This is a genomic window from Arthrobacter sp. 9V, assembly GCF_902506065.1.
In the GTDB taxonomy this organism is placed as follows: domain Bacteria; phylum Actinomycetota; class Actinomycetes; order Actinomycetales; family Micrococcaceae; genus Arthrobacter.
Map to the genome: position 1 here is coordinate 254,613 of NZ_LR732912.1, position 22,744 is coordinate 277,356.

Genomic DNA, 22,744 nt, shown 5'->3' on the forward strand with positions numbered 1-22,744 from the left:
TCCTCCCGTGTGGCTTCCAAACCTGCATGAAGTGTATGTCTGCGGGGGTGGATAGGCGGAAAAGGCATGGCTTACGGGGCCAAGGCGAGCTCTCAGGAAACGGTCATTTTGCTCCCGTATCATTGATGCGATCGGCCAGCCGCGGTCTTTGACCCAGCGGGCCGTTTCCTTGTCAGCCTGCCAAGAGATCGCCGGAAATGCCCGCATCAAACTCACTGGAACCCTACTCCCTTGACCTGACCACGGGGCTGCCCCGTATGGCTGCCGCACCCACCACCCCGCGGCAGCAGTTGCGCTATGCCCGCATCCTGAAAACTGCCGAAGGCTTTGCCCAGCGTCAGTTCGATACCTTGAGTCTTTCCGACGTCGCGGCCCGTGCGGACATTCCTCTCGGTACGCTGTACCGCTACTTTCCCTCCACAGCCCATCTGATGCTGGCCGTCTATCGGCAGCAGTTGAGGGAACTTCGCGACGGCGTCCGGCTGCGGGAAGGCAAGGGGCATGCCCTCGCGGGTTTGATGATGGAGATTTTCCACTTGCGGGTAATGCAGCCGGGTGTGGAGCACTGCCTCATCCGGCCTGCGGGCAAGGACGATGACACGGCCCAACTGCTGCGCGAGATTGACGCCCTGTCCGAGGAAGTGGTTGGTTCGTTGAGCAGGGACGCCGGTAAGGACACTGTCAGGGCAAGGATTCTGTTGCACCTGGTGAGTGGGTTGGTGCAGGCGGTCCGTTGCCGTCGCTTGTCCTTGTTTGAGGCGGAGAAGGATCTCAAGAAGGCATGCACGCTGCTCACCGGGGAATGAAACAGAACCTACTGGTCTAGACCAGCAGGCCGTCGGAATGCGGTTTTTTGCATGACGTAAGTCACAAAAGCGCCTGGTTGAACGTTTTACTCTCGAATCGTCTCTGTTGGTATTGAATCTTGTACCCCCGCCACTTCCCTAGGCTGGAACCACCGAAGCGGCTAGCAGCCCCCTATCTGCAGAAGCAATGCCGGACCAGTCACCCTTGGCCCGCACCAGCAGTTCTGTTCCTGCCCGAATCGTGCCGTGGGTTCACGGCTAGCCTGAGGAGACAAAGACGTGTCCATTGAGACAATTGCAACTGATAACGAAGCCTTGGTACTGAGCGAAGAAGAGATCTTCGCCGCCCACGAGGGCGGCAAGCTGACCATTTCCAGCACTGTGCCGCTCGACAACAAGCGCGACCTTTCCATCGCATACACCCCTGGCGTAGCCCAGGTCAGCCGCGCGATCCACGCCAACCCGGAGCTTGCCCGCACCCACACCTGGGCCGAGCGCCTGGTTGTTGTAGTCAGCGATGGCACCGCCGTTCTGGGTCTGGGCAACATTGGTCCGAGCGCTTCCTTGCCCGTCATGGAGGGCAAGTCGGCCCTGTTCAAGTCCTTCGGCGATCTCGACTCCATCCCACTGGTCCTCAACACCACCAACGTGGACGAGATCATCGAAACCCTGGTCCGCCTCCGCCCGAGCTTCGGCGCTGTGAACCTTGAGGACATCTCGGCTCCGCGCTGCTTCGAACTCGAAGAGCGCCTCATCGAAGCACTTGATTGCCCGGTCATGCACGATGACCAGCACGGCACCGCCGTCGTGGTTCTTGCAGCCCTGACCAATGCCGCCAAGGTGACCCAGCGCGAGCTGGCCGGCCTCAAGGTGGTTGTTTCCGGCGCAGGCGCCGCAGGCATCGCCATCGCCGAGATCCTTCTTGCCGTTGGCATCAAGGACGTCATCCTGCTCGACTCCAAGGGCGTAGTCAACGCCGGGCGTGCCGATCTTGTGGCCGATCCCGGCAGCGTAAAGGCCCGCATGGCCCAGCGCACCAACCCCCGCGGCGTCACGGGTGGCCCGGGCGAAGGCCTGACCGGCGCCGACGTCTTTGTGGGAGTCTCCTCCTCCAAGCTGGACGAAGAACACCTGAAGCTGATGAACGATCAGTCGATCGTGTTCGCCCTGTCCAACCCGGACCCGGAAGTTCTCCCCGAGGTTGCCCGGAAGTACGCAGCCGTTGTTGCCACGGGCCGCAGCGACTTCCCCAACCAGATCAACAACGTGCTGGCCTTCCCCGGCATCTTCCGTGGTGCGCTCGATGCCAAGGCCCGCCGCATCACGCCCGCCATGAAGATCGCCGCCGCCAACGCCATTGCCGAACTGGCCGCAGAAGACCTCTCCGCGGATTACATCGTGCCGAGCCCGCTTGACGCCCGTGTGGCACCTGCCGTCACCGCGGCAGTTGCCGCCGCCGTGACTGAGTAGCGGTTACTGACACAACACCGACGACGGCGACGCTTCCCGCGCTGGGGAGCGTCGCCGTCGTCGGGCGTTAAGCCGTTAAGGAACAACGCGGGGTCACCTACGCACCCTTAAGCGACGTCGAAAGGGCCACAAGTGACCCCGGGTTGCTGTGCATAGACTGTGCATAGACTTGGGGCCATGAACGCCGAACTTCTTGTGACCATCCTGTGCGGCCTGGCCATTGCGGTAGGCGTGGCCGGGACCATCATTCCTGTACTCCCCGGCAGTATCCTCATCGGCGCGAGCCTGCTGGCCTGGGCTATCTGGGGAGGTGCCGGTCCGCTCGGCTGGGTGATCTTCGCCGTCGGCATGCTTTTTGTGGTGGCCGGTATGGCAGCCAGTGCTGTTCTCACCGGGCGGAAGCTGAAGCAACACGGCATTCCCAACAGGTCTGTGTTGATCGGCGTGGTCCTGGGCGTGGTGGGAATGTTCGTGATCCCCGTGGTGGGGCTCTTTATGGGCTTCGCCGTGGGGCTTCTCCTCAGCGAGGTCCAGCGTACCCGTGACTTCCGGGCGGCTGTCCGCTCGAGCGGTGCGGCGCTGAAAGCTACCGGCATAGGCATCCTGGTGGAGTTCGGGCTCGCCTGTGCCGCCGCCAGTACATGGATCATCGGTGTATGGATCGACGCGGTGAACGGCTAGGGCCCCTAGGCCCCGGCTTGGCCCCCTGAGCCCGCGCCGAGATGGCAGCTCACCCCCATGTTGCGGCTCAACATGGGGGTGAAGTGCCATCTCGGCGGAGGAAATCAGCGGTGTGCGGGCACTCCAGCGGGGACGTGGACCTGTGCCGGACGGAAGCTTGCTCCTGCACCGGGGAACAACGGGACGTCGATCCGTGCGTGAGTGTGGATTTCCTGCACGGTGTCCTTGGTGTGCTGCGCGATCTCGGCCAGGGTGGTCACCCACATGCCGTCCAAATCCTTGACCCGCTCCATCAGCTGTTCCAGGGCTACGGCACGTGACGGCCGGCCCGAAATGAAGGGGTGGTTGGTCAGGACGAAGCAGCTGCCTTGGGAATGGTGCGCCTGGGCTTCAAGGGTCCACATTTCAAGTGCCTTGGCCGGGCTCTCGATCACCCCGCTGCCCGTAACTCCGGGGTAAAACCCGTACTGCTCCCAATCATCCAGTGCCCAGTCCACAGGGATCTCCACAATGTCCCGGGAATCGCCCTCGGCGACGGCCATGCGGTAGGGGGCATCGCCGTCGAGCAGGCTTGAATCGTAGAGGAAGCCACGGTCCGCCAGCAGCGCGGGCGACTGCCAGTTCAGCTCCCACCACGGTGCCCTGTAGCCAACGGGCCGGATTCCTGCCACGGTGGCCAGTGCTTCGAGGCCGCGGTCCAGGTAGCTGGCCTCAGTCGCGGCGTCGATTCCCTGCATGGGCTCGTGAAGGAATCCGTGATGGGCGATCTCATGCCCGCCATCGGCGATTCTGCGTACTACGTCCGGGTAGCTCTCCGCCGTGAAGCCGGGGATGAAGAACGTTGCCTTGATGTCCTGGCGGTCCAGGAGCTGAAGCAGGCGCGGTACGGCGATCTTGGGGCCGTATGACTGGTGGCTCATGAGGGACATCCGGCGGGTGCTGGACGGATCATGTGCGATGGTGCAGGACTCGGCATCGACGTCGAAAGTGAAGGATGCTGCAGCCTGGTAGCCCTCTGGCCACGTGATCGGGTGGAGCGAATCAGCGAAGGCGGGCTGGTTCATGCTGTGGTCCTTTCGGGAACTGCGGGTGCGTCGGCAGCTGCCGGTGCCGCGGTTGACGGAGCGGTGACTGAAACGTGGTTTGAGTCCGCCAGAAGGTACTTCTTGTGGGCCCGGGGCCCGAGGATTGCGTAACTTGCCGCGCTGGTCAGTCCGCCGGCCAGCCAGGAGAGGTCCCAGCCGCCCAGCGCCACGGCTACGGGGCCCTGCATGGCCGGAACCAGTCCGTACATGAACAACCAGGTGGAGAAGATGCCCACCAGCAGCGAGACAATTCCGGCCCAGTTGATGACGGGCAAGCGGTGTGTGCCTACGGGATCAAAGAGCCGGTCAACCTTGGCTGGCCAACGCTTTTCCAGCCAGAAGTAGTGCACCAGCATGACCCCGCCCCAGGCGGCCACCCAGGCAACCAGGCCGATCAGCCAAGCATCGAGAACAGCGGCGAAGTCCTCTTGGAAGATGAAGAACACGACGGCGATCAGCGAGAAGACACCCACGAACAGGTTCAGTTTGCGTCGGCTGATCTTGATGTCCAAGGCCTGTGTGGCTACGGAGAAGGTGTAAATGTTCAGGATGTTGGTGGCGATGGGGCCGTGCAGCACCATCAGCAGAACGGGCAGGGCCATTACGCCGAAGTTCTGGACGATCAACTTGCCGGGATCGATCTCGCCGCTGTTGGTGGCCAGGCTTGCCCCTAGTACGCCGAGCCACACCACGGGGATGAACTGGCCGAGGACCGAGGCAAGATAGACCTTGCGCTTGGGGACCGAGGTGCTGACGAAGCGGGAGTAATCGGCGGCGTAGGTGAACCAGGTGATGCCCCAGCCGATGCCGATGGCTGTCATCACGGCGCTCATGGCCGCGATGCGCTCGGAGCCTTCAAGGATGTTGCCGGCAGGGCCTGCGTAGCCCCAGTCGATCTTCATGCCGAACCATGCCACGCATGACATGACAGCCAGGATGATGATGGTGGGCGGGACGGTCCACTTTTCGAAGGCTGCAATTGCCTTGTAGCCGAACCAGGCGATGGCTACCTGGGCGGCCATGATGGCCGTGGCGACCCCGATCTTCCAAAGGTAGTTCTTGGCCTCCGGGTCAACCCAGCCAAGGGTTCCGAAGAGTGCCATGACCAGATCCAGGATGATCCAGGTGTTGACTGCGCACCAGCCGATCACCAGCAGGGCTTGGATGGCGGCCGGGAGGTAGTTGCCGCGGCGGCCAAAGGCGGCGCGGGCCAACACCATTCCGGTGGCCCCGGTCTTCTGGCCAAGGAGGACAAAGCAGCCGAACAGCAGCATGCCGATCAGGTTTCCCAGGACCAGGACAATCACGGTGTCAGCGAAGCCAAGGCCAAGGTGGATGCCGAGGGCACCGAGCACCCAGTTGATAGGTGCGAGGTTGGCGCCTGCCCAGATCCAGAACTGTCCGGAAACTTTGCGGGTGCGGTCTGCTTCGGGGATGGGTTGCAGCCAGGCTTCGCTGTCGTGACCCGGCGCCGTTGCCGGGTCTGACTGCGCTGTGCCCGGCTGCGAGGAGCCAGTATGCGCGGGGGAGAGGTTGTCTTGCATGGGGAGAGCCTCCGTGTGTGAAAGGGACCCTTTCAGCGTATGTGCCCCGGATCACAGCAACAAGATAGGATGTGTCAAAGTAAATGACTAATCACCGTACGGAGTGTCATGTCTATAGCCTTGGGTGCGGCTTTGGAGTACCAAAGTCTCAAATCCGCTGAACCCCGCTTCCTTAACAACGTGCCTGAGGCGCTGGACCGGCCCGTCCGTTGGGTCCACTCCAGTGAAGTCCTGGACATTGCCCCGCTCCTCAGTGGCGGTGAGCTGTTACTCAGTGGCGGCCAAGCGCTGGCCGGTGTCACAACCGAACGGCAGGCCGATTACGTCCGCGAGCTGGCAGCCCGGGGGATCGCAGCGCTGGCCCTGGAAACTGGTCCCGCCCTGCCCGAAGTTCCAGCGCACATGCTGGAGACCGCCGAGGCTGCAGGATTGCCGGTGATCGAGCTGCGCCACGTGGTTCCCTTTGTGGGAGTCATGCAGGAGATCAATTCGCTCCTGGTCAGCGAATCCGTGGAGCACCTTCAGCGCGGAGACCAAGCAAGCCACGCCATGGCCGCCGAACTTGCCCACGGCGGCGGGCTTGACCAACTCCTGGCGGTGCTGTCCGAAAGGACAGGGGCCAGCGCGCGGCTGGTCTCGCCGTCGGGCCTCACCCTCGGTGCTGCGGGCTCGTTCGAAGACGCCGCCAGCGTCACCACCGTGGACGTGCCGGTCCGCGGAGTCCTTGCCGCGCGGCTTGAACTGCACATGCCCGACGACGGCGACGGTGGCCTTGCGCGGGTGGCCGGCGAGCGTTCCGTGGACATTCTGGGCTTGGCACTGTTGCAGCGGATGCCGCCGGGGCTGAAGGAATTGGCGGGCATCGAACTCATGCGTGCCATCAATGCAGGAGGCCAGCACTGGCAACTTCAGCAGCTGGGTCCGGCGTCGGGGTTCCCTGCTCAGGGCGCGGTGGCCGCAGTGGTGATCCGATCAACCGGTGCGGGGCATTTGCGTCCGGCCGTGGACGCGTTGCTCCGGCACTGTGTGCCGCATAGTGCGAGTTACGCCAACAATGCTGAGTTGATCGCGCTCGCTGCCTTGGGGGAAGGGATCGCCACCAGGCATGCACTGATGGAAGCCTTGGAAGGACTGGAGGTGCCCACCGGATCCTTGGTGGCTGTGGGGCCGTTGGGCAGCGGCATTGTTCAGGCGCCGTGGACCCTGGCTGAGGCGCGCCGGGCTTTGGATTTGGCCCCGGCAGGCAAGGGTGTTGTGGATGCGGACACGCTTGCCGTGGAACTCCTTGCGCAGGAGGCACTGGACCCGGCCATGCGTGAAGGGTTCGTCCACCGGCAGCTGGGAGCCGTCGTCGAGCATGATCGCCTGAAGAAGTCCCAACTCATGAGGACCCTGGCAGTGTGGCTGGATACGGGCTGCAACACTGCCCAGGCTGCACGTGAGCTGCACTTGGAACGGCAGTCCCTGCATCACCGGCTCCAACGGATCTTCGAGCTGTGCGGCGGTGATCCGCGGGGGAACGGCCGGCTGGCTGCGTTGCACCTGGCAACAAAGTTGGCCCGGGTGTAGCACCCGTTAAACGCCAATTCGATGGTTCCCTGCACACAGTGCCGTTCGCAACAGCGTATGCGCAGGGAACCATCGAAATGGTTGCTTGCAGAGCCCTACTTCAACACGATCGTCCTGTTCCCATTCAGGATGATCCGCCCCTCGCAGTGCCAGCGAACGGCGTTGCTGAGGGCCTTGCATTCGGTGTCCCGGCCGGCGGCTACGAGATCGTCCGGCCCGAACGTGTGGTCCACCTCCACTACCTGCTGGGCAATGATGGGACCTTCGTCCAACTCGCCGTTGACGTAGTGGGCGGTGGCACCCACAGTTTTGACACCACGCGCGTAGGCCTGGTGGTAGGGCTTGGCACCCTTGAAGCTCGGCAGGAACGAGTGGTGAATGTTGATGGCGCGGCCGTCCAGCTTACGGGCGAGGTCATCGCTGAGGACCTGCATGTACCGGGCCAGGACAATGAGTTCCACGTCCAGTTCATCGATGATCTCCAGCAGGCGCCCCTCAGCCGCGGGCTTGGTGGCAGCCGTGACGGGGACGTGGAAGAACGGGATCCCGTGCCATTCCGCCAAGCCCTGGTGATCGGTGTGGTTGGACACAACGCCCACCACATTGATGGGCAGCTCGCCGATCCTTGCACGGAACAGGAGGTCGTTCAGGCAGTGCCCGAACTTGGAGACCATGATCAGTATGCGTCGCTTGTATCCCTGCTGCTCCAGTTGCCAGTTCATGCCGTACTTCTCGCCAACGGGGGCGAAAGCGGTACGCAGCTGGTCAACCGTGGATTCATCGCCGGAAGAGGCAAAGTGAACCCGCATGAAGAAGTGGCCTTCGGCACGATCACCGAACTGCTTGTTATCGATGATGTCGCAGCCGTGGTCCAGCAGGAAACCGGACACCGCGTGGACAATTCCGGGCCCTTCGGGGCAGTCGAGGGTGAGGACGTGTTCCACGGTGGTCTCGGGAGAGGAGACGGCAGTGGTTTCGGTTTGGATGGCAGTCATGGCTAGCACTCCACTACGTTGACGGCGAGGCCCCCACGGGAGGTCTCTTTGTATTTGGATTTCATGTCTGCGCCTGTCTCGCGCATGGTCTTGATGGCTTTGTCCAGGGAAACTTTGTGGCTGCCATCTCCGTGCAGGGCAAGGCGGGCGGCGTTGATGGCTTTGACGCTGGCAATCGCATTGCGTTCAATGCAGGGTATCTGCACCAGCCCGCCCACGGGATCACAGGTGAGGCCAAGGTTGTGTTCGATGCCCACCTCAGCGGCGTTTTCCACTTGCTCAGGCGTTCCGCCCAGAACTTCGCAAAGCCCGGCGGCAGCCATGGAGCACGCGGAACCCACTTCACCTTGGCAGCCAACCTCGGCACCGGAGATGGACGCGTTGATTTTGAACAGGATTCCGACGGCGGCCGCCGCCAGCAGGAACCGCACCACGCCGTCGTCGTTGGCTCCCGGAACAAACCTGGTGTAGTAGTGCAGCACGGCGGGCACAATACCGGCGGCACCATTGGTGGGCGCGGTGACAATCCTGCCGCCCGCGGCGTTTTCCTCGTTCACGGCCAAGGCGAAGAGGTTGACCCATTCCATGGCCAGGAGGGGGTCCGCTGAACTTGCTCCGTTCAGCTCGGCGTCGGTTTCCGAAAGCTTCTTGAACAACGACGGCGCCCGTCGCCTCACCTTCAAGCCTCCCGGGAGGATTCCCTCTGCAGCGCACCCGTTGTCCACGCATTCCTGCATGACGGCCCAAATGCCCAGCAGTCGTTCGCGGAGTTCCTCCTCGGAACGCCACACCAGTTCGTTGGCGAGCATAACGTCGGAGATGGACATGCCTTCGCGCTCGCAGATCGCCAAGAGTTGATCCGCCGTGGTGAAGGGGTACGGGAGATCGGTGTCATCGGCTACCACTTTGTCAGCTCCGGAGACGTCGCCGTCCACCACGAAGCCGCCCCCGATGGAGTAGTAGCTGCGCTCCCGCAGGACAGAGCCCGTATGGTCCAAAGCGCGGAACGTCATGCCGTTGGGGTGGGCCGGCAACGACTTCCGACGATGCAGGACCACGTCCTCGTCCCAGTTGAAGTCCACCCGGTGATTGCCGCCCAGGCGAAGTTCCGCGTCCAGTGCTGCGGCGGCCACCTGGTCATCGGCGGTGTGGGTGTTCACTGTTTCGGGGGATTGGCCTTGCAGCCCCAGCACCACGGCCTTGTCTGAGCCGTGGCCCCGGCCGGTGGCGCCCAGCGAGCCGAAAAGCTCAGCCTGGACGCGCACCGTAGCCGGAAGCTGGCCGGACGATTCAAGACCGTCCGTGAACTGCTTTGCCGCACGCATTGGGCCTACCGTGTGTGAAGACGACGGCCCAATGCCAACAGAAAACAGATCAAGCACACTTAGTGCCATTAGGGGACCTCTGGGGAGGCGTACTCCCGCATGGCGTCAAGGAGCCAGCGTCCCAGGAAGTCGGCAAAGGAGGCCCGGGGAAAGATCCGGTAGGACTCGTCGGAGGCCTTCCAGAGCATCACCGGAATGTGTGCCAGCTCAGTGGAGACTGCCGTGCCTGCCTTGAAGACGCGGGGGTGCAAATCCAAGGCGCAGGTCTTCTCCAGGACTGCCCGGGCGTGGCTGCCGGAGAGCTCGAACGTGGTGCGGTTGGCGGACAGATCCACCACCTGGCCTGCGTCGTTGCCCAACGCCGTGGTCAAATCGCTGACCAGGGAGCCGCCCAGCGAGTTGTGGGCTTCCTCGGGTGCCACCACCAGGAACTCGGTGGGGCCAAGCCATAGGGTGTTGACTCCTCCTGCACCTGTCACCTCACCGCATGTGGCTGGCAAGCCGCCGGTCACTGACCCAACCCGGGCACCGGCGTCGGACGCGGGGTGAACCCGGACACCCACCATGGTCTGGTAGGGGATTTCGGTGAGCGTCACTGTCCCCGGCACGGAGCCGGAGGTGAAAGCGTCAGCCAGGTGTTCGGCCGGACTGCGGCGGGCACCCCGGACGCGGTTGACGTGTGCGGTTTCTGCTGGTGTTGCTGTTTCAGCCATCTTTGCGGGTCCCTTCAGCATCGAAAAGTACGGTTTCGCCAACAACCACGTCCACCAATTGGTCTCCCAGCGAGGCCACCAGGGTCTCGCCGATGCGGTTGCGGCCGTTTTGAATCAGAGCCAGGGCGAAGGAACGGCCCAGTGCGGCGCTGTGGTAGCTGGAGGTCACAAATCCCTCCATGGGGACGGGACCGTTGGCCGGGTTGACCGGGATGCCCTTTTCCACCAGTTGCGTGCCTTCCGGCAACCTCAGCGAGTGGTCCACGGGGAGGACGCTGACCAGGTGCTTCCGGTCCTCGCGGCTTGCATCCTGCCGGAGGTAGGAGCGCTTGCCAATGAAGTCCTTGGCCTTGGAGACAATCCAGTCCATGCCGGCGTCCTGCGGAGTGACCGTGCCGTCGGTGTCCTGCCCCACGATGGGGTAGCCCTTCTCGGCGCGAAGGACGTGCATGGTTTCTGTGCCGTACGGGGTGATGTTGAACTCGGCACCTGCGGCTGCAACGGCTTCCCAGGTGTTCAGTCCGTACCAGGACGGGATGTTGATTTCGTAAGCCAGTTCACCGGAGAAGGAGATGCGGCAAACGCGTGCCTGCACTCCGGACGCCAGTGTGGTCTCGCGGAACGTCATGAACGGGAAGTTTTCTGCCTCCAGTCCACCGTTTTCGGCGAGCTGGGGAGCAACCTTGGCGATCACGGCGCGGGACTTGGGGCCAACGACGGCTATGGTGCTCCACTGTTCCGTGACGGAGGTGCACACCACATCCAGTTCCGGCCACTCCGTCTGGTGCCACTCTTCCAGCCAGTCCAGCACCTTGGCTGCGCCGCCTGTTGTGGTGGTCATGAAGTATCGGTCCTCGTCCAGGCGAAGGGTCACGCCGTCGTCGAAGATCATGCCGTCCAAGGTGCACATCACGCCGTAGCGGGCAGATCCGGGAGCGAGCTTCTTGAACGCGTTGGTGTACACGCGGTTCAGGAATTCGCCGGCGTCCTTGCCCCGGATCTCGATCTTGCCCAGCGTGGTGGCGTCCATGAAGCCCACGGAATCGCGGACCGCTGCGCATTCACGCAGGACGGCCGTGTCCATGTCTTCCCCGGACTGCGGGTAGTACCAGGGGCGCTTCCACTGTCCAACATCTTCGAACAGTGCGCCCTGGGCTACGTGCCACGGGTGGATGGAGGTGACGCGGGCGGGGTCGAACAGCTCGCCTCGCTGGCGGCCTGCCAACGCTGCGAAGGCGACGGGGGTGAATGGCGCACGGTATGCCGTGGTTCCGATCTCGCCAACACCCGGGATGTTCTCAGCCCCGCCGAACTTCAGCGCCGCGGCGATCACACCGATTGCGTTGACGCCGGACGTCTTGCCCTGATCGTTGGCCGTGCTGATGGAGGTGTACCGCTTGACGTGCTCCACGGACCGCATGCCTGCACCGGTGGAGCGAAGGACGTCGGCTACGGACTGGTCGCGCTGGAAGTCCACGAAGTGGTGGTGCCACTCACCGGGCTCACCGCTCTGGCCGGGAACCAGCCAGAGCTGGCGGCTCGGTGCGCTTGCCTTGGGTGCCTGCAGCTCCACCGGGGTGGTTGCGGATTCGAAGCCGGCGGCGATGGACGCTGTTGCTCCCGCGGAGATGCCCTCTGCCAGGCAATCCTGGAGTTCGTAGCTGCCACGGCCTGCGCCAACAACCTGCTGGTCGCGGACGGGGGCGGCGGGAATGAATGCTGCGAGCTCGTCATCCCAACGCAGCTTGCCTTGGCGCTGGCTGTGGAGGTGGACCACCGGGCTCCATCCACCGGAGACTGCAAGGAGATCGGCAGCCAGCTGTTCGACGCCCGAGGTGAGTTCGCCGTCGTCGTTAATACTGCGGACGGTGACGCCACTCACGCGGCCATTCTCATCTGCGGACGTGTCAGCCACGGCGCTGCCGATCAGGACCCGGATACCGGACTCGACGGCGGCAGCGGCCTTCTCGCTGATTTGCGGACGGGCATCGACGACGGCGGCAACCGCCACGCCTGCTGCCTTCAGGTCCGCGGCAAGAGCGTAAGCGGAATCGTTGGTGGTGCTGATGACCACGCGCGAACCGGCCGCAACCGCGTAACGGTTCAGGTAGGTACGGGCAGCGGAGGCGAGCATGATGCCCGGGCGGTCGTTGTTCTCGAACACCAACGGACGCTCATGGGCGCCGGGAGCCAGGACAACCTGCTTGGCCCGGATGTGCCAAATGCGCTGGCGGGAAACACCCGAAGCTGCCGGAACGCTCAAGTGGTCCGTGCGGTTTTGGGCTGCGATGAAGTAGTTGGAGTCGTAGGAGCCAAAAGCCGTGGTGCGGTTCAGCACCGTGCATTCGCCGGCGGAAACCAGCTCGGCTTCCACGTCAGCAACCCATTCCAGGGCCGGCTTGCCTTCGATCTGCTCGGCAAGTTCCGGGGCGGTTGAGCCGGAGAGCAGCGAGCCGCCGAGTTCGGGTTGGTCATCGATCAGGATGACACGGGCCCCGGTGCGGACTGCTTCGCGGGCTGCTGCCAGGCCGGCGATGCCTCCACCCACCACCAGAACGTCCGTGTGGACGTACTTCTTGTCGTACTCGGCCTTGTCCTCGTTGGGATCCAGTTTGCCCAGGCCGGAGAGGAGCTCAATGTTCATGCCGTCCACCAAGGAAACTGCGGTGGCGGGAAGCATGGACTCGGCAACGTGTCCGCGGAAGCGGGGAGCGATCTTGACCAAGGCGTTGGACTCTTCCACACCTGCGGCCATGATGCCGCGGGGGCGGTCCTCATAGAGGGAGTTGCCGGCGTTGATGTGGCCGTTGGCCAGCAACGCCGAAGCGATGGTGTCCCCCGGGTGGCCGGTAAATTCCTGGCCGTCCACCGTGAAGCGCCAGGAGATGCTGCGATCGATGCGTCCGCCGGTGGCGAGGCGTGCGTTCTTGCTGGTCACTTCTAGACTCCTTCCGAGGAGGTGGGTGCTGTGGAGCCGGAGATCGGGACGCCGGTGGTGGGGGCGCCGGGGGCAAGATCCGGGCGGGCTTGGCCCATGCCGTAGATGGAGTGAATCTCATAGCTCACGGTGTCGCGGAGCATGTTGAACCACTGGCGGCAACCGGTGCTGTGAACCCAGCGCTCGGCGAAGGTGCCCTTGGTGTTCTCGCGGTAGAACAGGTATTCAGCCCATTCACGGTCCGAGAGCTCGTTGGGGCTCTCCGGGTAGGCTACGTGCGCTTGGCCGCCATAGTGGAATTCGGTTTCGTCGCGTGGCCCGCAGTTGGGGCATGAAATGAGGAGCATGTCTTTTCCTGTCCTGGCTAGTGGGCCACGGCTGCGGCGCCGTGTTCGTCGATCAAGGCGCCGGTCTCAAAGCGTTCCAGAGCAAACGGCTTGTTCAGCTTGTGCGGTGCGCCCGTGGCAATGGTGTGCGCGAAGGTCAGGCCTGCCGCCGGGGTGCCCTTGAATCCGCCCGTTCCCCAACCACAGTTGACGAACATGTTCTCCACCGGGGACAGGCCCACAATCGGTGAGGCATCCAAGGTGGTGTCCACAATGCCGCCCCAGGTCCGGAGCACGTGGGCCCGGGCAAAGATCGGGAAGAGCTCCACGGCTGCTGCCATCTGCTCCTCGATCACGTGGAACGATCCGCGCTGGCCGTAGCCGTTGTAAGAGTCCACGCCGGCGCCCATCACCAGTTCGCCCTTGTGGGCCTGGGAGACGTAGACGTGCACGTGGTTGGACATGACCACCGTGGGGTGGACAGGTTCGTGCAGTTCGGACACCAGCGCCTGGAGCGGGTGGCTCTGGATCGGCAGGCGGAAGCCGGCCATTTCCGCCAGGACCGAGCTGTGGCCGGCGGCGCAGAGGCCCACCTTTTCGGTGTTGATGTTTCCACGGGTGGTCTTGACGCCGGTGACGCGGTTTCCGTCCTTGATGAAGCCGGTCACTTCACAGTTCTGGATGATGTCCACACCCAGTTCGTCGCATTTGCGGGCGAAAGCCCAGGCAACGTGATCGTGCTTGGCGATGCCTGCACGCGGCTGGTACGTGGCGCCCATGACGGGGTAGCGGATGTTGTCGCTGATGTTCAGGATGGGGCAGAGTTCTTTGACCTGCTGCGGGTCCAGCCACTCAGCGTCCACACCGTTGAGACGGTTGGCGCCCACGCGGCGAACGCTTTCGCGGACATCGCCCAGGGTGTGGGCCAGGTTCATGACGCCGCGCTGGCTGAACAGGAAGTCGTACTCCAGCTCTTCCGGGAGGATCTCCCACAGCTTGAGCGCGTGCTCGTAGATTGCAGCGCTCTCGTCCCAGAGGTAGTTGGAACGGATGATGGTGGTGTTGCGGGCCATGTTTCCACCGGCCAGCCAGCCCTTTTCCAGGATGGCGATGTTGGTCATGCCGTGGTTCTTCGCCAGGAAGTAGGCGGTGGCCAGGCCGTGCCCGCCGCCGCCCACTATCACGGCGTCATAGCTTTTCTTCGGGTCCGGGTTGCGCCAGAGGAAGTCCGGGTGCTCGGGGAGGTGGTCTGCACTCACTGGGCTGCTCCAATCAGTTCTGCTTCGGTTTCGGTTACGGCGCCATTGCCGTTGTTGGACAGGTGTGGGTAAAGCGGGAACTTCTCTGCCAGCGCGGTGACGCGGCGGCGAAGTTCGACGGCGGTGGTCTCGTCCAGGGTCACGTCGGCTTCGGTGCTGCCTGCTTCAGTGCCCGCTTTGGTGCCGCTGCTCGCTGCGGCGATCAACGCCGTCGCAATGATGTCCGAGACTTCGGTGAAGTCCTCGGCCTTGAAGCCGCGGGCGGCGAGGGCGGGAGTGCCGATGCGCAGGCCGGAGGAAACCATGGGCGGGCGGGGGTCGAAGGGGACGGCGTTGCGGTTGACCGTGATGCCGATCCGGTGCAGCGTGTCTTCGGCCTGCTGGCCGTTGAGGACGGAATGGCGGAGGTCGGCCAGGACCAGGTGGACGTCGGTTCCGCCGCTGACAACGGAGATGCCGGCTGCCGCTACGTCGTCCTGGAGGAGGCGCTGGGCCAGGATCTTGGAGCCTTCAAGGACGCGGACCTGGCGTTCCTGGAATTCCGGCTCGGCTGCCATCTTGAAAGCCACAGCCTTGGCGGCGATCACGTGCTCCAGCGGACCGCCCTGCTGGCCGGGGAAGACTGCGGAGTTAACCTTCTTGGCGATATCGGCGTCGTTGGTGAGGATCACGCCGCCACGGGGTCCGCCAAGGGTTTTGTGGGTGGTGCTGGTGACAATGTGCGCGTGGGGGACGGGGCTGGGGTGGAGTCCAGCAGCCACCAAGCCGGCGAAGTGGGCCATGTCCACCATGAGGTAGGCGCCCACCAGGTCCGCGATCCGGCGGAATTCTGCGAAGTCCAACTGGCGGGAGTATGCGGACCAGCCGGCGACGATCAGCTGCGGCTTGCTTTCCAGCGCCAGGCGCTCAACTTCAGCCATGTCTACGGTGTGGGTGTCCTCGCGGACGCCGTAAGGAACAACCTTGTACAGCTTGCCGGAGAAATTGATGCGCATGCCGTGGGTCAGGTGCCCGCCGTGGGCAAGGTTCAGGCCCATGATGGTGTCGCCCGGGGTGATCAGTGCGTGCATGGCCGAGGCGTTGGCCTGGGCGCCGGAGTGCGGCTGGACGTTGGCGAACTCTGCGCCAAACAAGGCCTTCAAGCGGTCGATGGCCAGCTGTTCGATCACATCAACGTGTTCGCAGCCGCCGTAGTAACGCTTGCCCGGGTAACCCTCGGCGTACTTGTTGGTCAGCACCGAGCCCTGGGCTTCCATGACGGCCGTAGGAGCGAAGTTCTCAGAGGCGATCATTTCCAGCGTGGATTGCTGGCGGATGAGTTCCTGGGCGATCGCCTGATCGACCTCCGGGTCCGCCTGTGCAAGCGGGCGGATCAGCGGTTCAACCATGGTGTTCTCCTTCAAAGGCTTGTCTAGTGGCCGACTGTTAGGCAACTGATATATTAGAACTATTGCCATAGTATGTTGGAAATCACATAGTCGTCAACAAGTCCGTGGTAACTCATCCAGCAGACTGGGAATGCGACTAACGGGAGAGAGTAATGAGCGCAGCACTCGAAGCACTGGAATCAGCTCCGCAGGGGACGTCCCTGGCGGAGAACGCCTACCTGCTGCTGCGCGATCGGCTCATCATGTTGGACATCAAACCCGGCGACCCCATCAATGACGGCCAAATTGCCGCCGAACTGGGCATCGGCCGCACGCCCGTCCGCGAAGCCATCAAGCGCCTCGAAAGCGACCACCTCGTAGTGTCATACCCCCGTCGGGGCACCTTCGCCACCGGTGTGGACATCACCCAGCTCGCCGAAGTCTCCGAAATCCGCGAGCTCCTGGAACCCCTGGCCTCCAGGAAAGCTGCCCGCATGGCCAGCCCCGCCATGCGTTCCGAGCTCCGCGCCGTTGCTGCCGCCATTCGCGATCTTGAAGGCCAGGAAAATTCCTCCCAGGAACTCATGCGCTACGACATCCAGGTTCATAGGCTCATTTACAAAGCCTCGGCCAACGCGCACCTCGAAGACGTCCTCATCCGGTACGACAACCTCGCCACCCGCATCTGGTGCCACATGCTCGAGAAGATGCCCTCCGTCTCCGGGCACATCTCCGAGCACGCCGAGCTCCTCACGGCCATTGCCGACGGCGACGAAGAGCACGCCGCCGAACTCGCCCTGCACCACGTAGTCAGCTTCGAAGAGACCATCCGCAAGGTCCTCTGACCGTCTCTCACATCCCGCGGGCTTTTTCTGATCGCTCGCGCACATCCCGCGTGTTTGGACGCGTCGCTCGCGCATATCTCGCGTGTTTGAACGCGTCGCTCGCGCATATCTCGCGTGTTTGAACGCGACGCTCGCTCATATCCCGCGTGTTTGAGCCGCGCCGCCTTCCGGTGGCGGAGCCATCCTCTGCGCGCTCGCTCGTTCCTCGCTTAGACGCGCGCTGCCGGACAGCCCCGCCCCCTCCCGACGCTCGCGCATATCCCGCCTCACGGCATCGGGGCATAGTGGGCCGCCACGAAGCAAGGCCCGACGTCGATGCCGCGTTGGGTGCCGACGTCGAGCCTTTCGTCGCTCAAGTGCGAGAGCAGTGGGCTGAAGGGCTTGGGATGTGCGAGAGCGTCGGGACTATTCCTTGAGTGCAACGCAAATCCAATAAGCGCAACATAATTGACGCCTGTCCGTCGAGTCCCTCAGCGCGCTGGTTCCGGACAATTTTGCGTGATTCCCTAAAGCAACCCCTTGACCTGGGTGCGGCCCGGGCATACTCTGATGCAACAATGTTGCGTTCAGCGCAACTATCAAGACTTAGGTGGTCGAGGAGTTATGCATCCTCTGCGACAGCCAACCCTTTGAAAGGAACAACCATGACCATCACCCAGAATGAGGCCGTCAACGATGTGGCCAAGCTCGAGCGCACCAAGGTCCTCAACAATGGCGAAAAGGTCTCGCTGACCTTCTCTGACGCTGAATTCGAGCGCCGGCTCACCGGCCTCCGCAGCATCATGGCCGAGAAGGACCTCGACGCCGTTGTCCTCACCAGCTACCACTCCATCAAGTACTACTCCGACTTCCTCTTCACCTACTTCGGCCGCTCCTACGGCATGGTGGTCACCAAGGATGACACGGTCACCATTACTGCAAATATCGACGCCGGCATGCCCTGGCGCCGCAGCTACGGTGAGAACTTGGTGTACACGGACTGGCGTCGGGACAACTACATCCACGCCATCCAGGAAGTACTGCGGAAGCGCGGGATCAACCCGCGCCGCATCGGCGTCGAAGATGACTCGCTGCCCCTGGACAACCGCAACAAGATCCAAGCCGCCTTCTCCGGAGCAACGTTGGTGGATGTGGCGCAGGCTGCGATGCGTCAGCGCATGATCAAGTCGGACGAGGAAATCGCGGTCATCAAGCACGGCGCCCGCATCGGCGACCTTGGCGGCGAGGCCATCCGCAACGCCATCACGGCCGGTATCACCGAGTACGAGGTTGCGTTGATTGGCACCGAAGCCATGGTCCACGAGATCGCACGCACATTCCCGGACTCAGAAATCCGCGATACCTGGGTATGGTTCCAGTCCGGCATCAACACCGACGGTGCACACAACTGGGCCACCACCCGGAAGATCCAGGAACACGACATCCTGTCCCTCAACTGCTTCCCCATGACCAGCGGCTACTACACAGCCCTGGAACGTACCTTGTTCTACGGCGAACCGGATGCCCGCTCTTTGGAACTGTGGAACATCAACGTTGAGGTCCACAAGCGCGGCCTTGAACTGATCAAGCCGGGCGCCGTCTGCAAGGACATCGCATCCGAGCTCAACGAGATCTACGTCAGCCACGGTTTGCTGGCCAACCGCACGTTCGGCTACGGCCACTCGTTCGGTGTGCTGAGCCACTACTACGGACGCGAAGCAGGCCTGGAACTGCGCGAGGACATCGACACCGTTCTTGAACCGGGCATGGTGGTATCCATGGAACCGATGATCACGGTGCTCGATGGCCAGCCGGGTGCCGGCGGTTACCGCGAGCACGACATCCTGGTGGTGGGCGAGGACGGTGCGGAGAACATCACCAAGTTCCCGTTCGGCCCCGAGTACAACATCATCGGAGCCTAGTGACCCGGCCGGTGGGCACAGCGTGGTGTCCACCGGCCGAACAGGCGGGGCGACCGCCGTCGAAATATCTCCAGCGAAATATAGTGAACCCATGACTCCCACTGAATCCGGCGACACTCCCGAGAACAGCAACAGCACTGGTGACAGCAAAAACACCTCGGTAATCGTCAACGCAATCGCCGTGCTGAGGAGCTTCACCGCCGACGAACCGCTCCTGGGAGTCACCGAAATCGCAGGCCGTATCGGCCTGCATAAGAGCACCGTTTCCCGCATCCTGGCGACGCTGGAACAGGAAAACCTTGTAGAGCGCGACGTCGATTCGCGCAGGTTCCGCTTGGGGCTGGGGATGATCGCCATGGCGGGCCCGCTCCTGGCGGAACTCGAAGAGCGGCGCGTTGCCTACCCCGTGCTGCGCGAACTTACTGAGCGGACGGGGGAGACCAGCGCGCTCATGGTGTGGAACGGCAACGAGTCCATGTGCGTTGAGCAGATCCCCAGCCGGCACCAGGTCAAACACCTTGCTCCGTTGGGTGCCCGCTACAACGAGGCCCTGAGCTCGTCGGTGCAGGTGTTCCTTGGTGCGGAGAACCAGGACCGGGTTCGTCAGTTGTTGCGCAGCGGTTCCATCACGCTCCCAGGGCTGGACGAGGACGCGATTGAGGCGTATCTGGCGCGGGTGGCAGAATCCGGGGAGCGCGGCTGGGCCGTGAACTTCGGGGAAACGTCCATTGAGGAAGTGGGTGTGGCCTCGCCCGTGTACGACCACCGCGGCAACATGGTGGCCTCCGTCCTGATCCCGGCGCCGAAGTTCCGTGTCTCCCAGGACACTCTGAACAGCCTCGGCGAAGCCTGCGCCGCAGCTGCTGCCAAGGTGACCACAAGGCTGGGTGGCCGGGCCCCGCGGTAGCCGGGTACCCGCCGTCGAGCCTTTGAACCCCGCGCCGAGATGGCAGTTAATGACCTATCCGGAGCGCGAACATGTCATTAAGTGGCATCTCGGCGTCATCCGTGCCTCCTAAGGATGAATCTGCTGGCTTCGAGGTGGAGATCGACTGCAAGCGCCGGCTATTGGCGAACCTGCATCCCGGCCGTGGATAGTCTGGCTGGCATGGAACGAACACTGAGAGTAGTCCGGCATTGGGGCGCCCCCGCGGCGGCTGCCATCTTCTTTGTGCTGTGGTGTGTTGGAGAAGCGGGCCGCATGGGACCATGGCCTGGCCTCTACTGGCCGGGCGCCATTCCTCTGCTGGTGATGACAACGGCGATCGGAACCGCGACGTGGAAGCCTAACCTTTCGCTCGGACTAACCGGCGTCCTGCTGCTGGGACAACTGTTGCACATTGTGCCAGCCATGGCCGCCAACCATTGGGCTATCTACTTGGGATCGTTCATCGCACTGGGCTTCATTATGTGGATGGGGTCCAAAACCCAGAGAATCGTAGCTGCCAGTTCCAATCTGCTTTTCATCCTCATCATGACTTACATGATGATTTCTGCGCGCTACGGTGACGGAGTTGGATGGTTCATGCCCTTGTACATGGGGGACAGCGTTGCACTCAGGGGCTATGGGCCGGTGCTGTTTCTCCTGCTCTTGGTGGTTGCGGCTGCGTGCGGAACGGTGGGCATCCTGGCATCCCTCTACGGAGATCGCCGGACGCTGTCAAAGGCACAGATTGTCACCCAAGCAAGTCTGAAGGAAACGGAAATCGAACTGGTCGTTGAGCAGGAACGCACTCGGATCGCCCGCGATCTGCATGATGTCCTGGCTCATTCATTGGCAGTCATTACGGCCCAGGCTGATGGCACGCGGTATCTGAGCAAAGGTCAGCCGAAGCCTGTCCTGGACGCGTTGGAGAACATCGCCGTATCAGCCAGGCACGCATTGGTTGATGCCCAACGCGTCATCGAAGGCGTTAGGGACGATGGCATGGTTGCCCCACAACCCTTGATCAGCGACGTCGGACCGCTGATGGAACGCATGCGTCAGGGCAGCCTTGAGATTGAGCACAGTGAGAGCGGTGTACCCGTTGAACTAGGAGCAGGTCAGCAGCTGGCAGTGTTCAGAATCGTCCAGGAATGCCTCACCAATGCGCTGAAACATGGTGGGCGGGGAACCGCTGTGCGCGTGCATTTCGATTGGAGCGGCCCAGGGCTGACACTTCATGCTTCCTCCGAGCTGCCGCCGTCCGTTCCGTTGGGGGAAACGGACGCCGGGCATGCCAAGGAACGCTACGGACGAGGCATTCCTGGAATGCGGGAGCGTGCGCATCTGGCAGGTGGTTGGCTGACAGTGGGCCCGGATGGCGAGCAGTTTCGGGTAACTGCTTTTCTCCCTTATGGAACCGGGAGCCTGCAGGTCACCTCCCACGCTTCCGGAACGTTGACAGATTTGGGAGAACGGACCGCGGCGGCAGGAACCGTTGAGCGTGGCTGAGTCATCTGCGCCCATATCCGTAGCGTTGGTGGACGATCAGCCGTTGTTCCGAGCGGGCATCCGGATGCTTGTTGAAAGTCAGTCGGACATGCTGCTGGCGTGGGAGGCGGAGGATGGCGTCCAGGCGGTTGCGCTCGCGGCAGATCAGCCGCCGGATGTCGTGCTGATGGATCTTCGTATGCCTGTCATGGATGGCGTGACTGCTACCAGGAACATCTGGGATGCGGCCGCGCGTGACGGAGCGGAAAAGCCGAAAATTATTGCTTTGACCACGTTCAACCGCGATCAGGCTGTGGTGGAAGCCGTGCAGGCAGGAGCAAGCGGGTACTTGCTCAAAAGTGCCGAGCCGGAATTCCTGCTGGCCGCAATCCGGACCGTTCATTCCGGGTACTCAGTCATCGCGCCCGGATCCGTGCATGACCTGTTTCAGCATGCTGCCCGGACGGTGCCGGTTGCTGGTCCGGATCTTTCCGTCCTGGATCCTTTGTCTGTGCGGGAACGGGATGTCTTCCTGTTGGCGGCCAAGGGTCTGAGCAACAGCGCTATGGCTGAAAGCTTGTTTGTGTCCGAAGCAACGGTCAAAACACATCTGCGCAGTGTCCTCACAAAGTTGGGCGTCGGGACGCGTCTTCAACTCGTATCGTTCGCGTACGAGCACCGGCTGCTCGGCTAATTGCGGTGGCCGGGGCCCCGCGGTGGCCGGGATCCGCCGTCGTGCCTTCAGCCCCGGCCGAGATGGCAGTTAACGACTATCCGGAGCGCGAACATTGTCATTAAGTGGCATCTCGGCGTCAGGTGGTGGGGCACGAAAAACGGCGGCCGTCCCCCTGAGGAGGCGGTCGCCGTCGGTTGTTCTACCAGGCGTGCGGAAGGGGCTACATCTTCCGTCGCGCTGTGGTGGTTTCGTCCATGGCGTCCCTGCCGAGCCAGGCGCCCAGCCCGATCATGGCAACGCCGAGGATCAGGTGAAGCCAGTTGTCAGCGGTGTTGAACGGGACAAAGTTGGCGCCTGTTTCCTGGTTGATGACCAGGCCGTAGATCCAAAGAACGATGTACACGGCGCCGCCGCCCAACAGGAACAGGCGGGCCATGCGTGCGTTCCTTGCCATGGCCAAGCCGGCCACGCCAAACAGCAGATGAACGATGTTGTGGAGTATGGACACTTGGAAGACTCCAAGCAGCATGGCGCCGGATTCATGTCCCGCAAAGGTCATGGCGCCGAAATTGGTGGTGATTCCCGGGATAAAGCCCAGGACGCCAACCAGCAGAAATACAATGCCAACGCCCATGGCGGTGTTGCGAAGCGTCAACCCCATCATGTGGTGGTGTTCGGCGGGGTGCGAAGCGGTGGTCATCAAGTCCTCCCTTTCACGCTGTTACCCGGCTCTTCTCATGGAGAGCCGACCTGCGGCAAGGGGTGTCGCAAAACCTTGCCGACGCCGCCATAATACTCCTGAAATGCCTCTGATAGCAGGGGATGAGCCCA

At 62.8% G+C, this 22,744-nt stretch carries 19 protein-coding genes; 9 read left to right on the forward strand and 10 right to left on the reverse strand.

Annotated features, from left to right (window positions below; translation table 11 throughout):
- Window positions 1-197: 197 nt before the first annotated feature.
- The 3 genes from BACI9J_RS01230 to BACI9J_RS01240 all read left to right on the forward strand — a co-directional run bounded on the left by BACI9J_RS01230 (window position 198) and on the right by BACI9J_RS01240 (window position 2,957).
- Complete coding sequence (locus BACI9J_RS01230) at window positions 198-806, forward strand: TetR/AcrR family transcriptional regulator (RefSeq protein WP_159732577.1); 609 nt, start codon at window positions 198-200, stop codon at window positions 804-806.
- 279 nt (window positions 807-1,085) lie between these two features.
- A complete protein-coding gene (locus tag BACI9J_RS01235; protein ID WP_159732580.1) occupies window positions 1,086-2,276 on the forward strand; it encodes an NAD(P)-dependent malic enzyme in 1,191 nt (396 codons plus the stop codon).
- A 177-nt stretch (window positions 2,277-2,453) separates the two neighbouring features.
- A complete protein-coding gene (locus BACI9J_RS01240; RefSeq protein WP_159732583.1) occupies window positions 2,454-2,957 on the forward strand; it encodes a DUF456 domain-containing protein in 504 nt (167 codons plus the stop codon).
- A 104-nt stretch (window positions 2,958-3,061) separates the two neighbouring features.
- Here the strand turns inward: BACI9J_RS01240 and BACI9J_RS01245 are convergent, their stop codons facing one another.
- Entirely contained in the window at window positions 3,062-4,021 is a 960-nt protein-coding gene (locus BACI9J_RS01245; protein WP_159732586.1) for a polysaccharide deacetylase family protein, read from the reverse strand.
- Window positions 4,018-5,586: a purine-cytosine permease family protein gene (locus BACI9J_RS01250; protein WP_159732589.1), complete on the reverse strand. Its 1,569-nt coding sequence runs from the start codon at window positions 5,584-5,586 to the stop codon at window positions 4,018-4,020. The genes BACI9J_RS01245 and BACI9J_RS01250 overlap by 4 nt, the downstream gene beginning before the upstream one ends.
- Before the next feature lie 108 nt (window positions 5,587-5,694).
- On the opposite strand from BACI9J_RS01250, the gene BACI9J_RS01255 reads away from it, so the two are divergent.
- Window positions 5,695-7,155 (forward strand): PucR family transcriptional regulator, encoded by a 1,461-nt coding sequence (locus BACI9J_RS01255; protein ID WP_159732592.1) that lies wholly within the window; start codon window positions 5,695-5,697, stop codon window positions 7,153-7,155.
- Between the two features lie 95 nt (window positions 7,156-7,250).
- Here BACI9J_RS01255 and purU read toward each other — a convergent pair whose 3' ends face one another.
- From purU to glyA, 7 genes are read right to left on the reverse strand one after another with little or no spacing between them, the layout of a single operon-like run.
- Window positions 7,251-8,150 (reverse strand): formyltetrahydrofolate deformylase, encoded by a 900-nt coding sequence (gene purU, locus BACI9J_RS01260; protein ID WP_159732595.1) that lies wholly within the window; start codon window positions 8,148-8,150, stop codon window positions 7,251-7,253.
- 2 nt (window positions 8,151-8,152) lie between these two features.
- The gene (locus tag BACI9J_RS01265; RefSeq protein ID WP_159732598.1) at window positions 8,153-9,544 is read right to left on the reverse strand and encodes an L-serine ammonia-lyase; all 1,392 of its coding nucleotides are present in this window, start codon (window positions 9,542-9,544) and stop codon (window positions 8,153-8,155) included.
- Window positions 9,544-10,188, reverse strand: coding sequence for a sarcosine oxidase subunit gamma (locus BACI9J_RS01270; protein ID WP_159732601.1), 645 nt, complete (start codon window positions 10,186-10,188; stop codon window positions 9,544-9,546). The genes BACI9J_RS01265 and BACI9J_RS01270 overlap by 1 nt, the downstream gene beginning before the upstream one ends.
- Window positions 10,181-13,126: a sarcosine oxidase subunit alpha family protein gene (locus BACI9J_RS01275; protein ID WP_159732604.1), complete on the reverse strand. Its 2,946-nt coding sequence runs from the start codon at window positions 13,124-13,126 to the stop codon at window positions 10,181-10,183. Before BACI9J_RS01275 ends, BACI9J_RS01270 begins: the two co-directional genes overlap by 8 nt.
- A 2-nt stretch (window positions 13,127-13,128) precedes the next feature.
- Complete coding sequence (locus BACI9J_RS01280) at window positions 13,129-13,473, reverse strand: sarcosine oxidase subunit delta (RefSeq protein ID WP_159732607.1); 345 nt, start codon at window positions 13,471-13,473, stop codon at window positions 13,129-13,131.
- Between the two features lie 17 nt (window positions 13,474-13,490).
- On the reverse strand, window positions 13,491-14,711 hold the full coding sequence (locus tag BACI9J_RS01285) for a sarcosine oxidase subunit beta family protein (RefSeq protein ID WP_159732610.1): 1,221 nt from the start codon (window positions 14,709-14,711) through the stop codon (window positions 13,491-13,493).
- Complete coding sequence (glyA, locus tag BACI9J_RS01290; RefSeq protein ID WP_159732613.1) at window positions 14,708-16,099, reverse strand: serine hydroxymethyltransferase; 1,392 nt, start codon at window positions 16,097-16,099, stop codon at window positions 14,708-14,710. Before glyA ends, BACI9J_RS01285 begins: the two co-directional genes overlap by 4 nt.
- Before the next feature lie 152 nt (window positions 16,100-16,251).
- Here glyA and BACI9J_RS01295 point away from each other — a divergent pair, with 152 nt between their 5' ends.
- From BACI9J_RS01295 to BACI9J_RS01315, 5 genes are all read left to right on the forward strand, one after another.
- On the forward strand, window positions 16,252-16,923 hold the full coding sequence (locus BACI9J_RS01295) for a GntR family transcriptional regulator (protein ID WP_159732616.1): 672 nt from the start codon (window positions 16,252-16,254) through the stop codon (window positions 16,921-16,923).
- Window positions 16,924-17,567: 644 nt separating this feature from the next.
- Window positions 17,568-18,824: an aminopeptidase P family protein gene (locus BACI9J_RS01300; RefSeq protein WP_159732619.1), complete on the forward strand. Its 1,257-nt coding sequence runs from the start codon at window positions 17,568-17,570 to the stop codon at window positions 18,822-18,824.
- A 91-nt stretch (window positions 18,825-18,915) separates the two neighbouring features.
- On the forward strand, window positions 18,916-19,731 hold the full coding sequence (locus BACI9J_RS01305) for an IclR family transcriptional regulator (RefSeq protein ID WP_159732622.1): 816 nt from the start codon (window positions 18,916-18,918) through the stop codon (window positions 19,729-19,731).
- Between the two features lie 201 nt (window positions 19,732-19,932).
- Window positions 19,933-21,258, forward strand: coding sequence for a sensor histidine kinase (locus BACI9J_RS01310; RefSeq protein ID WP_236558291.1), 1,326 nt, complete (start codon window positions 19,933-19,935; stop codon window positions 21,256-21,258).
- Entirely contained in the window at window positions 21,251-21,931 is a 681-nt protein-coding gene (locus BACI9J_RS01315; protein WP_159732625.1) for a response regulator, read from the forward strand. The genes BACI9J_RS01310 and BACI9J_RS01315 overlap by 8 nt, the downstream gene beginning before the upstream one ends.
- Before the next feature lie 202 nt (window positions 21,932-22,133).
- On the opposite strand, the gene BACI9J_RS01320 is transcribed toward BACI9J_RS01315, so the two are convergent.
- A complete protein-coding gene (locus BACI9J_RS01320; RefSeq protein ID WP_159732628.1) occupies window positions 22,134-22,613 on the reverse strand; it encodes a DUF4383 domain-containing protein in 480 nt (159 codons plus the stop codon).
- Between the last annotated feature and the right edge of the window lie 131 nt (window positions 22,614-22,744).

Bases quoted from the DNA above. Each gene is read 5' to 3' on its own strand.
- BACI9J_RS01230 (WP_159732577.1), top strand. From the start codon at position 198: ATGCCCGCATCAAACTCACTGGAACCCTACTCCCTTGACCTGACCACG.
- BACI9J_RS01240 (WP_159732583.1), top strand. From the start codon at position 2,454: ATGAACGCCGAACTTCTTGTGACCATCCTGTGCGGCCTGGCCATTGCG.
- BACI9J_RS01245 (WP_159732586.1), bottom strand. From the start codon at position 4,021: ATGAACCAGCCCGCCTTCGCTGATTCGCTCCACCCGATCACGTGGCCA.
- BACI9J_RS01250 (WP_159732589.1), bottom strand. From the start codon at position 5,586: ATGCAAGACAACCTCTCCCCCGCGCATACTGGCTCCTCGCAGCCGGGC.
- BACI9J_RS01255 (WP_159732592.1), top strand. From the start codon at position 5,695: ATGTCTATAGCCTTGGGTGCGGCTTTGGAGTACCAAAGTCTCAAATCC.
- purU (WP_159732595.1), bottom strand. From the start codon at position 8,150: ATGACTGCCATCCAAACCGAAACCACTGCCGTCTCCTCTCCCGAGACC.
- BACI9J_RS01265 (WP_159732598.1), bottom strand. From the start codon at position 9,544: ATGGCACTAAGTGTGCTTGATCTGTTTTCTGTTGGCATTGGGCCGTCG.
- BACI9J_RS01270 (WP_159732601.1), bottom strand. From the start codon at position 10,188: ATGGCTGAAACAGCAACACCAGCAGAAACCGCACACGTCAACCGCGTC.
- BACI9J_RS01280 (WP_159732607.1), bottom strand. From the start codon at position 13,473: ATGCTCCTCATTTCATGCCCCAACTGCGGGCCACGCGACGAAACCGAA.
- glyA (WP_159732613.1), bottom strand. From the start codon at position 16,099: ATGGTTGAACCGCTGATCCGCCCGCTTGCACAGGCGGACCCGGAGGTC.
- BACI9J_RS01295 (WP_159732616.1), top strand. From the start codon at position 16,252: ATGAGCGCAGCACTCGAAGCACTGGAATCAGCTCCGCAGGGGACGTCC.
- BACI9J_RS01300 (WP_159732619.1), top strand. From the start codon at position 17,568: ATGACCATCACCCAGAATGAGGCCGTCAACGATGTGGCCAAGCTCGAG.
- BACI9J_RS01305 (WP_159732622.1), top strand. From the start codon at position 18,916: ATGACTCCCACTGAATCCGGCGACACTCCCGAGAACAGCAACAGCACT.
- BACI9J_RS01310 (WP_236558291.1), top strand. From the start codon at position 19,933: ATGGAACGAACACTGAGAGTAGTCCGGCATTGGGGCGCCCCCGCGGCG.
- BACI9J_RS01320 (WP_159732628.1), bottom strand. From the start codon at position 22,613: ATGACCACCGCTTCGCACCCCGCCGAACACCACCACATGATGGGGTTG.